The 12,775-nt window shown below is 60.6% G+C and carries 8 protein-coding genes; 2 read left to right on the top strand and 6 right to left on the bottom strand.

The features are described from left to right. The first annotated feature begins 1,660 nt into the window (after positions 1-1,660). Positions 1,661-1,954, top strand: coding sequence for a hypothetical protein (locus tag QA639_RS37360; protein WP_028332797.1), 294 nt, complete (start codon positions 1,661-1,663; stop codon positions 1,952-1,954). Positions 1,955-2,338: 384 nt separating this feature from the next. Here QA639_RS37360 and QA639_RS37355 read toward each other — a convergent pair whose 3' ends face one another. The 3 genes from QA639_RS37355 to QA639_RS37345 form a co-directional block, all read right to left on the bottom strand. Beyond that, positions 2,339-3,196 carry a hypothetical protein gene (locus tag QA639_RS37355; protein ID WP_051376042.1) on the bottom strand — a complete coding sequence of 286 codons (858 nt, stop codon included), beginning with the start codon at positions 3,194-3,196 and terminating at the stop codon, positions 2,339-2,341. Positions 3,197-3,545: 349 nt separating this feature from the next. After that, the gene (locus QA639_RS37350; protein WP_283088619.1) at positions 3,546-4,154 is read right to left on the bottom strand and encodes a hypothetical protein; all 609 of its coding nucleotides are present in this window, start codon (positions 4,152-4,154) and stop codon (positions 3,546-3,548) included. Between the two features lie 94 nt (positions 4,155-4,248). Next, on the bottom strand, positions 4,249-7,410 hold the full coding sequence (locus tag QA639_RS37345; protein WP_283088618.1) for a glycosyltransferase: 3,162 nt from the start codon (positions 7,408-7,410) through the stop codon (positions 4,249-4,251). 1,034 nt (positions 7,411-8,444) lie between these two features. Between QA639_RS37345 and QA639_RS37340 the strand changes: the two genes are divergently transcribed. Continuing rightward, complete coding sequence (locus QA639_RS37340) at positions 8,445-8,657, top strand: hypothetical protein (RefSeq protein ID WP_283088617.1); 213 nt, start codon at positions 8,445-8,447, stop codon at positions 8,655-8,657. 1,401 nt (positions 8,658-10,058) lie between these two features. Here QA639_RS37340 and QA639_RS37335 read toward each other — a convergent pair. From QA639_RS37335 to QA639_RS37325, 3 genes are all read right to left on the bottom strand, one after another. After that, positions 10,059-10,766: a LysR substrate-binding domain-containing protein gene (locus tag QA639_RS37335; RefSeq protein ID WP_283088616.1), complete on the bottom strand. Its 708-nt coding sequence runs from the start codon at positions 10,764-10,766 to the stop codon at positions 10,059-10,061. Between the two features lie 214 nt (positions 10,767-10,980). Then, the gene (locus QA639_RS37330; RefSeq protein WP_028332771.1) at positions 10,981-11,163 is read right to left on the bottom strand and encodes a hypothetical protein; all 183 of its coding nucleotides are present in this window, start codon (positions 11,161-11,163) and stop codon (positions 10,981-10,983) included. Positions 11,164-11,566: 403 nt separating this feature from the next. Then, on the bottom strand, positions 11,567-11,851 hold the full coding sequence (locus QA639_RS37325; RefSeq protein ID WP_080666967.1) for a hypothetical protein: 285 nt from the start codon (positions 11,849-11,851) through the stop codon (positions 11,567-11,569). Between the last annotated feature and the right edge of the window lie 924 nt (positions 11,852-12,775).

Genomic DNA, 12,775 nt, shown 5'->3' with positions numbered 1-12,775 from the left:
AACTGGAGCCACGGGTGCAACCGGCGCCACGGGTGCGACTGGAGCCACGGGCGCGACCGGAGCCACGGGTGCGACAGGCGCCACGGGCGTGACTGGAGCCACGGGCTCAACCGGAGCCACGGGTGCCACCGGCGCCACCGGTGCGACGGGAGCCACCGGTGCGACGGGTGCGACGGGCGACACCGGAGCTACTGGTGCGACCGGCGCGACCGGAGCCACGGGTGCGACAGGCGCCACTGGTGCGACGGGAGCCACGGGCGCGACGGGTGATACCGGCGCGACCGGGGCAACTGGTGTAACCGGAGCCACGGGTGCCACCGGTGCGACCGGAGCCACGGGTGCGACCGGGGCCACGGGTGCGACTGGAGCCACGGGTGTCACCGGCGCCACGGGTGCGACGGGTGCCACGGGCGACACCGGAGCCACTGGTGCGACCGGTGCAACCGGTGCCACGGGTGCGACGGGAGCCACCGGCGCGACCGGAGCCACGGGCGCGACCGGCGCAACGGGAGCCACCGGCGCGACCGGAGCCACGGGTGCGACAGGCGCCACTGGTGCGACGGGAGCCACGGGCGCGACGGGTGATACCGGCGCAACTGGAGCCACGGGTGCAACCGGCGCCACGGGTGCGACTGGAGCCACGGGCGCGACCGGAGCCACGGGTGCGACAGGCGCCACGGGCGTGACTGGAGCCACGGGCTCAACCGGAGCCACGGGTGCCACCGGCGCCACCGGTGCGACGGGAGCCACCGGTGCGACGGGTGCGACGGGCGACACCGGAGCTACTGGTGCGACCGGCGCGACCGGAGCCACGGGTGCGACAGGCGCCACTGGTGCGACGGGAGCCACGGGCGCGACGGGTGATACCGGCGCGACCGGGGCAACTGGTGTAACCGGAGCCACGGGTGCGACCGGGGCCACGGGTGCGACTGGAGCCACGGGTGTCACCGGCGCGACGGGTGCCACGGGCGACACCGGAGCCACTGGTGCGACCGGTGCAACCGGTGCCACGGGTGCGACGGGAGCCACCGGCGCGACCGGAGCCACGGGCGCGACCGGCGCAACGGGAGCCACCGGCGCGACGGGAGCCACCGGCGCGACCGGCGCCACCGGCGCAACGGGAGCCACCGGTGCGACGGGAGCCACGGGCGCGACCGGTGCCACCGGCGCGACGGGAGCCACCGGCGCGACCGGAGCCACGGGTGCGACGGGAGTCACGGGCGCGACCGGAGCCACGGGCGCGACCGGCGCCACCGGCGCAACGGGAGCCACCGGTGCGACCGGAGCCACCGGCGCGACCGGCGCAACGGGAGCCACCGGCGCGACCGGAGCCACCGGCGCGACGGGAGCCACCGGCGCGACCGGAGCCACCGGCGCGACCGGAGCCACGGGCGCGACCGGAGCCACCGGCGCGACCGGAGCCACCGGCGCGACCGGAGCCACCGGCGCGACGGGTGACACCGGCGCGACCGGAGCCACCGGCGCGACCGGTGCCACCGGTGCGACCGGAGCCACGGGTGCGACCGGAGGTTCAACTGGAGCAACCGGCGCCACCGGTGGACGACACGGCAACAATGGCCTTGGCAATGGCCCGGACGGGGGCGAAACCGGAGCACCTGGCACCGATCCGAGCAACCCGGGCCACGACAAGTCAGCCAAGGTGGGCATCACCAAGGCCGATGTCGCCACCGGAGCCAGTGGGCAGATGACCTTTATCAGCGGCACACCGGGCGATATTGCCCAGGAGCCAAAGGTAAAGCCCATTCTCGCCGCCCTTGGCGGGGCTCACGGTCTGCAGCCGAGTGACTTCTCGGCGGCTGGCGCGACAGCTACTGGTCCTACGGGCGCAGGCAGCCAAACGCCCGATCTAGAGTCGAAGGCCAAAGGCGGACTGTCTCTCGACGATCCGCATGGGCAAAAGACGGTGGAGAGCGTGTTCAAGCCGCACGGCTAGTCGACACGCGTGACCACGGGAGGAGTGCGGCCGAGGCGGTTTGCACTCCTCCGCTAATCAGATCGCGCAGGCCGAGGCGAGGGCGTCCTGCTGGATCAAGGCGACGGAGCTCGTCCTGCAGCCGCTGCCGCCGCTTAAGAATTGCTCGATCGGGAGAATGCCCTGCGCAAGGCGTTGGCGGGGCAGTTTCAGGCAGGGACAATGTCCCTGCTCGAACGAATCGTGCAGGTTCTAAAGCGTCATTCGCAGCTGCGTCATCAAGAGCGCCGCAGGCAATCGGCCTCGCCGGCCGATGTGGGCAGGCCGCCGCTGGCGATCACGTAGTGACGGCAATCGAACCCGGAGAGTTTGGCCGAGCAATGTGTTGCGGAGCCCCGGGGGCGCTTAGCTAAGAGCGAGAAGGGTTCGTAGCCGAAGCGGTAGGTCGGTCGCAACGCCTAATTCCCGACAGCTCGCCTGCCAGGCATTGAGATAATTCTCCAACGGGATGGTGCTTCGCCCTGGCCATCTGTTCAAAGCCCCAAGTGCCTCCATGGCGCTCGGAGCGCGTTCGTATTCAGCGAGTATCGAAAGAGAGGCCACTTGAGCGAAGGAACTGAGGCCCCGCGGAGCCTCCAGCGTGGCGCGATGCTGCCTGAACCACGCGCTGAAGTCCTTCGTATTGCCCTGTTCGACGGCTAGCTTGCCGTAGCGCTCGACAATATTCTGCCGATAGACGGCGACCGTCGCACCGAAGCCACTGTCACCCGGAAACGGCGGATCGCGTGACCAACTATCAGCCAGCAAGCCGAGGCCCCGCAGCGAGAACGCCTCGACCATCGCTTCCTCGAGCCACTGGCAAGGCCCACCCGGCTTAGCATTCGCTCGCCAGGAGTTCGCGGCGACGTGACCGAGTTCGTGGCCGAACTGATAGGCAAGCTTCGACCAATCGCGCTCGCCGATATCGACAATGATCCAGGCAAGATCGGCTTCGTTGGAATGCAGCCAGATCGCAGGAGGGCCGCCGGAGGGATGTTCGTCGACCCGCAGGCGTGCGGGTTGATCGTCCGATACAAGGCGCACCGCGTCAAAACAGGCTTCGCGCATGCGTTCGAGGACATGCCGCGCCGCGCTTGGAACCATATTGCCCCAGTCACCGGCAAGCTCAAGTGGGACCGAACGGAGGATTGGCCGGTCCTCCGCGATCGGCCGAATCCTCCGTGCTGCTAAGTTTAAACGCGAGCCGTGTTTCGAAATGCTCATACAGCGCCTACCAACGATACTGGCAACGCCAAGTTATCATTGAAACATAACGAACCTCGTCTCATTTCGATCCTGGACGACTTGCTCTTCCTTGGCCCGAATGGGATGCTTATTTGCGGCCAGTCGGCGCCGCGCCTTATTATAAGTCCAGCGCGAACGCACGAAAACCATGTGGCTAGCTTCGGTATCGAGAGCGATTCGGACCGAACGAACAAATCGTCAATCTGAAAAAACCGATTGAGGACGTGTGCCCACGATATTACAGACACGATGTCCAGCTCTGTGGTTCGGAGAGTATTTGGCCGACCGAGAGAAGAAGTGCATCATGCTCAGGTTGCGAGCCGATAACTCAATCATTGGATGCGATTCCTCTCTCGCGTTTTTCAGTGCCACCTTTACCTAACCGAACGAGGGTTGATCCAACGCGCTCAACAATTGGGTACTGGCGAACGGCCCAGGAATACCACGGTTGTCGTGGATACCAGTCATGTAGCAAGATAGTCGGATTAGGCTTTCGCGATCGGTAGAGAACGTTCAACGCACAGACACCTCTCGCCACGCCATCGATCAAAAAGATGTCAGCATCAAAGATCGTATCGTCGGGAGCAAAGTAATCGTCGAGCCCGATCGGATTTTCTTCGCGAGTCTCACCATAGCCGTGCTGCCAATACGCGCTCGGCTGGCAGAGATAATACTGCAGGCGTCGAGACAGTTGCGAAGAAGTCTCCGCGATCGGCTTCACAATGGCATGCCAATCCAGGTTGTGCTCGATTGAAACCAAGGTTTGAGAGCCCCTCATTTCTTCCAGCCACCTGATGGTCGAAGCTCCCGACCCCCACTCAATCATTAGTGCATTCGCCGGAGCTGTTCGAATAGCGGAAACAATGTATTCGACCTCGTCTTGCTCCATTTGAATTGTGTGCTGCCGACGAAATTCGTCTATCGCAGAGATGCTCACTCTGTTCCCCCATATTGGCAGTATGCCAGCGTCAAGGGTTGCGGGCTCGGTCAGGATGAAAAAATAGCAAAAGGTCCTCGCGTAGCGAGTATAATTACTCAATATCTGCTTCAGTTAGGCTTGAAATCAGGTACTTCCATTCGTTTTCGCGAATCTCCCAATCGAACGTTGCTTGACAGAAGTCTTGCTCTGCAACCGCCAAATCCGGATGGCCTTGCCAAGGGTTGGCAATCTCCTCCCGTAAAGCTCGGACAAATTCATGAGCGTGGACTGATGAGTTATCACTCCACGGATAGAGCCGCGCAAATCCTGCTGTGGTCTCCGGAAGCGCTCCGAGGTTGGGGACAATTACGCGGCATCCCGCCGCCATGGCGTCAATAACCGCAAGGCAAGACGTCTCTTCGAAAATCGATGGGTACGCCAAAAAATGGATGCCTCTGAGCGCGAGCTTGAGGTCCTCATTTGACAGAAGCCCGTGATAAGTGACGCCGGGCGTATTGGAAGCTCGTGATATCAGATCGCTGTAATCACGGTCCTCCATTGCATACAGCTTCATGGAAGACCAAACGTGCAACTCGACATCAGGCGCATTCAGTTCGTCCCACGCGTCAAGCAAGATCGACAGGCCCCGGAAGGGGGTGCTTGTATATGCGAACTTCAATGGTAAAGCGCGTTTCCACGCTCTGCGCTGCGGATCGATCAATGTTGCATTCCTCAAAACGACGCACTTGTGCGGCTGGATATCAAAGGCGGCTTTGTATCTTTCCAGCTGCCATTGCGAAACGAACACAAATGTCGCCACCCGCGAAACCAGTTCGGGATTTGAGCACCACTGAACCGCTTGTTGGTCCGCATTGTGGTGCATCCAAAGGACGAGGGGCCTTCCCGTCAGGCTTCCGATATCGAAGCTGTTTATTCTGAGGTCGATTTTTTCGCTCATGGGTCCGAGGCGATGCTGAAGCGCCTCGATCATGAGTTCGGTCCCGCCCAGGGGGCGGTTTGGTCTGAAGCTGGCGGCCGGTTCTGCCGCCACGTTCCTGCGTGGTTGCGCCGGCGTCAGTATTGCCCGATGTTTGCTGATGTATTCGCGTCCCAACGAGCCAAGTTGATTTCGGTAGAAGCCCAGATTTTTCACGAGGCGAGGGTCGTTGGGCTTCGCGTTCAAAGCTGCTTCGCCGTGCTTGATCGCCTTTTCGGGCAAGCCAAGATGGTGGTACGCCAAGGCTGTAAGATCATCAATGCGGAACCCCCACGCATCGGGGTCGTCCAAATAGGATTCGGTCTTTCGACAAATGTGCAAAGCCTGGCTGCAACTCCAAAGCAGATTGGTCCACTCGGACTTCGAGTGGTAAAGCTCGCTCAGGTCGAGCCATAGTTCTCGTCTGTGTCGAGCGATTGCGAGTCCCCGCTGAAGCCAAGCTTCGGCCTTGTCCTTCTCGAGTTTCGCAAGGAAGCGCATCGCCTCGGAGCGCTCTTCCTGCCAATGCCAGGGGAGCGACAAATAGCGATGAAATAACTCAGCCGCTTCCGAGTGTCTTCCGAGGTACATCAGTTCGCGCGCGAGCCAGAAGCACAGCTGAGCGTCGGCGGGATCTTCCTTGTGAGCCAGTTCCATGAGTGGCAGGTACTGGGATCGGCTCTTCGTTTCATCCTGCTGTTTTAAGATTAGAAGCTCGTGCGTTTCCGCCACTGTCTCGTCGGTGCCGGTATATTGAAGATCTTCATGCACGGCGCGCCGCCAGCGGTAACCTGTTCGGCTGTGAATTTTGCTCTTTCGAAGGATCTTTTGCTGTCCCTGCGCAGTGGTGCCCCTCGCAAAATTGTACGCAAGACGCGTGGTGTCGTCGTTCCACGTCTCCAACAGCTTTTGGCGCCAGCTGCCGGCGAGCATTTCATCCATATCCAGTGCGATGCAGATATCGACGTTTTCGGGAATGAGAGCCAGGCAGGCGTTTCGCGCATCGTCAAATCGCCACGGCTTCACGGTGATCCGATGCACGATTGCGCCAGCGGCTTGGAGCAGCGCGACGGTGTCGTCCGTACTGCCGGTATCAGCGACGACGAGGATGTCTGCTTCGGCCGCGGATTTGCACCAGCGCTCGACGTGCGCCGCTTCGTTCAGCGCAATCGTGTAGACGGCAATTTTCTTGCGGGCGCGCGCAGCCAGCCTCTCTCTCGCGAACTGTTCATTCTCTTCGACCCTTGCGCGGTCAGCCGCCGGCAGATGGGGGCAGGACAGAAGCTGCCGGCAGGCGGCTATGCTTTCCTTATAGTGGCCGGACCAGTATGCATTGACCGCTAGTTCGTCGAGCAATCCGTACCGGTAGATCCAGCTCTCGACAAATAGACCTGAAGCGGGAAGCGGGATGTCGATCCCGCGCTGAGCAAACCGATAGCCTTCCTCGAAGCGGCCGGCCAAGCGGCAGAATCTGCTTGCGCCATGTAATGCCTCGGCGCGGTTGGGCAGAAAATCGGCGGCGCGCTGGTAGGATTCGATGATTTCTTGCGCCGGAAACTTGAGTTCTCGCTTCAAATTCGCGGCTTGATAGAGCGAGAAAAAGGCTTCCTCGGTCCAGAAGCCGAGCTCGGCTCGCTCCAGATAACGCGAAAGAGCCTTCTGCTCCTCTCCGCAGTCTCGCCAGCTTTGCGCAAGGTAGAAGGTGTAACGAGAGCGCATGAAGAGGTCGGTTTCGGATTGGAGTGCGGCCTCCAGGATCGCGGCATCTCTCCGGTAGGTGTTCGGGTCGCGGCGGCGCGCCCCATCGTGGTTGCGGCGCATGAAAATGGGCAGGTGGTCGGAGGAGTTCGCCGCATCGCAGGCGAGGAACTCATGCAGCACGCCGCGATATCGCCAGGGAAGGGCGTTGCGTACGAGCTGCGTGCGTTGATACTGAATTGAGCTGTCTTTGATATCAACGGAGTATGAATCGGCGGTCAGGTTCGGGAGCGCATTGTCGACCGGAACTTCAAACGCATCGTCGGCGTCTATGACGAGCGAGTAGTCCGCCTTGTTGCGCGCGAGCAAGAGTGCTTCGTTGCGATTGTGCGCGAAATCCTTCCAGGGCCGCTGATGCAGCTCACCGGGTATGCCGTGCGTTGCGAAGAAGCTGCGGATGATGTCCTGCGTTCCATCGGTCGAGCCGGTGTCGCAGATGACCCAATGGTCGATAAGGGGAAGCACCGATCGAAGACAGCGCTCGATGACCGGCGCTTCGTTCTTGACTATCATGCTCAGACAAATGGTCCGCTTGGCCATTCTGGTGCCAACTGAGTTAGGGAGTTGCTGCAGAATTAAGACGGCGCTGCAAGTTCGCCGTCTCGTTGTCGACGATCATGTTGGGGTGAAGCCGCTTCGCATCTGACACTGCGCGAACTCTATGATTTGCCTTTAATCCCTGCGCCATACCGCTGAAATATGCTGGTCCGATCGAGACGGACGAGCAATCTTCATCCGTCGGTATTCCTTAGAGTAATCCAAATTTGCCAAATATGGAGAGCAGAGCTCCTTTACGGTGAATTGGGCGTGTTGGCGAGGCCGCTCCGTTGCGAGGGCTGTTCTGATCCGCTTGTGCGACCCGCTGGAAGGCTCGCCTTTCGAGGCATTGTTCAATTTCGGCTCTGGCTACCGGCCGCGCCGGCGGACCTGGGCAAGCCGCCGCTGGCCCGTCGCAAGGTCCCACCACCGTGTCCCATTGCCTGTCGAGGCCGCCGCGCGACGAGTGGTGCAAAAATAGAAGATGCGCCCCCAGTGAAGGTCATTGGGAAATCACTTCTTTGTCCTTACCGTTCGGCGCATCGTGGGCTGGATTCGCACTCTCTCTCCTCGCTCTCTAAGCGCATTTATCCGGACCGAGCTTCGACTGCCGTAGAGCTAGGTCTGCGGACGAGATCACCATCTGCTCGGACTCCGAACTTGACAGACGCCTTGATGTCTTAGAGTTCCTGGATGTCGCAGCAGCGATCAGTTTCGAGCCTTCCACAATCTTGAAAGCGCTAGCCTAGAGCCCAGCCAACTTTTGTCGCGACGGGCTGGATCCACTGCATGTTAGGTCCAGATGTGGGTCCGCGCGGAAGGAGGAGACGGAAAAACCGCTTTGTTTGCAATGAGCTAAGAGGGTGTTGCACGGGTTTGCGGAACCGGCGTATTGCGCAAAGCTGTCCCGGTCGTCCGAGTTGCCCCGTCTCGCTGGCTAAGTGGCGCGACAAGCCCCGGAAGGGGGCAAACCCCTTGCCGATCTTCTTTTCGGCCATGGATAGCCGCTCGCGGCGATCTTCATGCTCGTTTTGGAGTTGGCATCGATCGAGCAGGAGTTGGCGCAGGTCGATGTTGCGAAGCGGACCTACGCAGATGCGCTGCCCGAGCGTGACGAGGATGCGCTGATCGTTCTCCGGTTGGCCACCGAGCCGGTGACCGACTTCCTCAACGCGCCGGATCAACCAACGAAGCCGGCAACGGTGGTGCTGATCGGGGGAAGCGGATGCGCCTCGTCCGAGCTTTGCTGATGCGCTGCAGGCTCAGGTTCGAGCGGTGGCGATTGTCCAGACGGTAGGCTGGCGTTGCAAGGCTGTTGTTTGGGCTCGTGCGCAGGTGACGGGAGATCTGATCGTGCAAATCTTGCGGCCCACCGCTGCGCGATCTTTCTTTCAAGGTCCAGAGGGACAGTACTCATGACTCGACCTCGGTATTGGGCCTGCCCCAGTGCTGCGCCTCAACTTACAACTTGTGCAAAAGCTCCTAATTGACCTGCCTCAAATCCCAAGAAAAGACGCCGCCGGTTTCAAAAATACACACCCGGCGGCGTCTTGTACTGATCCGGGATACTGAAATCCCCAGTACGGCCTAGATTGCAGGGCCTACGCCATAGCGGATCAGGCTGGCGGGATTTGGCGACATGTCGTGAAGACGAAGCCGGCCTTGCTGCATTGCCACTCGCTACCGAGCGCGACACTTGCGACCGGACGGGGCGCGGCCAAAGCAAACAGAACGGCAGCGTAGCCCAACAGATTTGCGATCATCAGCACGCGTACTTTGCGAACCCGCTGTGAACCCATCATGGCCGTCGCTCCTTTGCGAGGAACGATGAGGGTAGGCACCGTTATGTTTCAGGCCCATTTCGTGCGGCTGGCAAAATGGTTTCGTCGGGAGCAATCGACGGCGAAGGCCGTCGAGCATCTGCGGCAGCTCGTTGACGATCTGGGTGAGCACCCAAGCAAGCCCGACGCCGATCGCTGCCGCCAGGTAACCGTTCGGCGTCCATCGCCAATGGATGTTCGATGCGACCACCGCGAGATCACGAGCGACTGGAAGAGGTGCCACATGGCGGCATCCTAGCCCGGCTCGCCGAAGCTGTTGACCTTGGCGATCAGCGCGATCGCGGCGACCGCGACCAGCACCACCACCACGATCACAATCCCGATTATGGTGAGCGCGGTCATATGCGTGCTCCCCTGAACGGAGCGCGAATCCGCGTGTTGCGCCCATGTTGCGTGGAGGCGTTGGTAATGGCCGGTAAGAGCTTGAAATTCCTGTCAGCGGCTCGCAGCGCCGTGCAACACGGAATGGCGTCTAGAACGAAGCCACAACGCTTCCAATGTCTTGATTTGCGGGCAGAAAATTTGGCGATCCCGGCAGGATTCGAACCTGCAACCCGCGGAGAAGAAATCCGCTAATCGGCTAACCGACCTAAGGGCGTTGGGCGGCTTACCCAAAAGGCTCCCAAGTGCCGGAAATGTTCCAAACCATTTCGCTGCTTCCGATAAGTCATTGAAAGCGCGACAAATGCGAGCGCCCTCCGAGCGCACCATAAACCCACATGCATCGCATTAGCCCGCGGAGGTGGAGGCACGCTTGCGAAAGGATCGTGCAAGGTCATTCGCCATGCAGGATGTGAGCGCGGATGAGCCTCAATCCAGTTGCTGCGCGACGTTAAGCAGCTTCTCTCTTAGCCACTTGTGTCCTGGATCGGTCGTATGGCGTGGGTGCCAGTACATCGCCTCGTGGATGTCCGGGACAGATATTGGGGACTCCAGCAGCTTGATATCGACCGTGCCAATCAATCTCCTGGCCGCCCGTTCCAGCACGAGGCTGACGAGCCGCGTCCCTTTGATGAGAAATGGGTTCAACAGAAAACTTTCGACGGTCACCTCTATATGCCGTTGCACGCCGGCATTGGCAAGATGTTGGTCGGCGAGGTTCAGCTGCCGATCGTCTCCGATGCCGTAGACGAGATGCGGAAGTTCGAGAAACTGCGTCTCGGTCAACGTATCGCCTGTGACGTCGGGGTGATTTGCATCGACGGCGCAGAGCCAGCGATCGCTTAGCAGCGACGCCGTCGGATAGTCGTTCGGTCCGAAGAGCTCGATCGGCTCGATGACAATGTCCGCTTGGTTTGTCTGCAGCACGCGCGCGGCGTCGCGAGCACGAGGCAGTAGATGAATCGTCACGTTTGGAGCCTCGTTGGAGATAATCCTCACGAGCGGCGTGAGCAGAACCAACCCCGCATAGTCGGACGCACTGATCGAGAACGTCCGCGCATCGCTCGCCGGGTCAAATCCAGGACGACGCAGCAGAAGCTGTTCGATCCTCGATAATGACAGCTGACGTCGGGGCATAATCACGACCCGCCGGAAGTATTCGTATGGGTTGCGCTGCGTTCCTGGCTCGCTGAATAGACGATGCCGCAGCCGAACCGGTACGAAGATGAAGGCGAAGAATGGCCCAACAGTGACTGCATCGGCAAGGAAGGTTGGCCTACAAGCTAAGGCAGACGATGGCCGTAGCAGCCGTCAACTTAGCCTAGCGTGAAGGCGCGAGGAGCCCACCGGTTCACGCCGGCGGACTTCCCCTTAACGCAATCTCCATTGTTTCAGGCTGTCGACCGCGGCGCGCGCTATGCTCGGTCATGGCCTTCACCGCCTCATCTTCGTCGGCGCAAAAAGCGATGCTTCGCCGATCGGCAAACACGAGCCACTGGCGAAGGCCAACTTCCCTGATGACGTACTCGGTCATTTTCGAGCGTCCTGCAGCGAGTGGACTGCATCTTATGCAAACGACGTTGCTGTTCCATTAATAAGAAGCCGGCCCAGACGGTGAGCACGCACCGAAAGGGGCAAGCTTTTGTCGGCCTTTCATTTCGAATGGGAAGGCAAAGTCGAGTATGCAGAGAGCGCTATCGAAGGCGCGGGGCTTGCTGTGATGGGTGCCGCTGTTCGATAAGCCGCTTCCGGATCATCTGCCTGACTGGGCGACGGCCTGGATCTGATCCCAAAAAGTACGCCGCCGGGCTTGAAATGCTGCGTCCCCGGCGGCGGCCTTCCAGCTGGCCCTGTAATCCCAGCAACACAGCGGTAGCAGGGCGGTCAACACACGCGAGTGATGCAGATCAATCCTACCGACGGGCTTTTGCGCGAAATCACCAGCGGCGATAACCGCCGTGATAGCCGTAACCCCTATGATAACCGTAGCCCCTGTGCACGTATCCGTAACGACGGACGCCGTAGCCACGATAGCCGTAACCGTAGCCGTACCCCCTGTAGACGGGCGCCGTGCGGACACAGCCGTTCGGGCCGCAGACTACGGCGACATTCTCGACGTTTGAAGCGGGAGAAAGCGTGGCGAGTGGCATCGCCGACGCGCTTCCTGCCGCAGCAAGGCTGCCGAGCGCAGCAAGTCCAACAAGTGCAAATTTAAGCTTCATGGTTTCCTCTCGTGGAATCTAAGGCACCCCACACTGTAGGAAGTTGAACGTGAATGCTGGATGAGCAGGCCAGCCGTTTTTGCGTGACGAAAATGCGGCGCGCTTATGCTCGGTGCGGGGTGTCCCCAAGCGGCCCCTAGGAGCATGCGGAACGATGAGGGTGCCAAGGTCAGATTAGCTAAATGCGATAACGAGCAGGCCCGAGCACAACAGCACAAGGCAGGTCGCGATTAGCGCGAGGAATCCATCGGACACGAAGTCATGGTGACGCATGATACACCTCCCTGTCGCGGATGGGAGGCTGGTCCGAATTTATTAAAGATTTCGGAATCGGGTTTTGGTGAAGGCCACTAGCTACTGTCTTTGCTGTTTTCACGAAACCCGTGTGGATCATCGGAATAATTCCAAGAAAAGACGCCGCCGGTCTCAAAAATACACGCCCGGCGGCGTTTCCTTCCTGAACTGGGACACTGAAATCCCCAGCGTCAATCTAACTGCATGGTCCGTGCCGCTGGGCTTATCGCTTGCTGGCGAGGTGAACGGTCGAATTTGTGCCCGGCTGGGGAGCGCCCATCGTCGCCCATACCGCAATGCCGATGGCCAGCGCGACCAACATAGTCTTGGTAGCGTTTTTATTGCCATTCATCCTGGAGACGCCTCTCACGCGCGCAGTCGCCAAATCTCAAAAGTACTCCGCCGGGCCCGAAATGGTTTGTCCCGGCGGCGCCCTGTCATTCCCAGCGCTGGGGCCCTGAAATTCCCAGTATCGGTTGCCTAGCAGGCTTTGCGCCAAACGACTGTTGCTTGGCTCACACAAACGTTTGGAAGAAGAGCCGGCGCCAGGGCCGCACGCCAGCTCCTCCCGAAACGGACCGCCATGTTTCGTCCCCAACGGTCCCGTCCCACAGGAAAGCGTGCGCCGCT

Origin of the sequence: Bradyrhizobium pachyrhizi, assembly GCF_029714545.1 — a bacterium.
Taxonomy (GTDB): Bacteria; Pseudomonadota; Alphaproteobacteria; order Rhizobiales; family Xanthobacteraceae; genus Bradyrhizobium; species Bradyrhizobium pachyrhizi.
This window is presented reverse-complemented; position numbering and strand designations above follow the sequence as displayed.

Excerpts from the sequence above, each read along its gene's own strand:
- QA639_RS37355 (WP_051376042.1), bottom strand. The coding sequence starts at position 3,196 with ATGAGCATTTCGAAACACGGCTCGCGTTTAAACTTAGCAGCACGGAGG.
- QA639_RS37345 (WP_283088618.1), bottom strand. The coding sequence starts at position 7,410 with ATGGCCAAGCGGACCATTTGTCTGAGCATGATAGTCAAGAACGAAGCG.
- QA639_RS37335 (WP_283088616.1), bottom strand. The coding sequence starts at position 10,766 with ATGCCCCGACGTCAGCTGTCATTATCGAGGATCGAACAGCTTCTGCTG.
- QA639_RS37330 (WP_028332771.1), bottom strand. The coding sequence starts at position 11,163 with ATGACCGAGTACGTCATCAGGGAAGTTGGCCTTCGCCAGTGGCTCGTG.
- QA639_RS37325 (WP_080666967.1), bottom strand. The coding sequence starts at position 11,851 with ATGAAGCTTAAATTTGCACTTGTTGGACTTGCTGCGCTCGGCAGCCTT.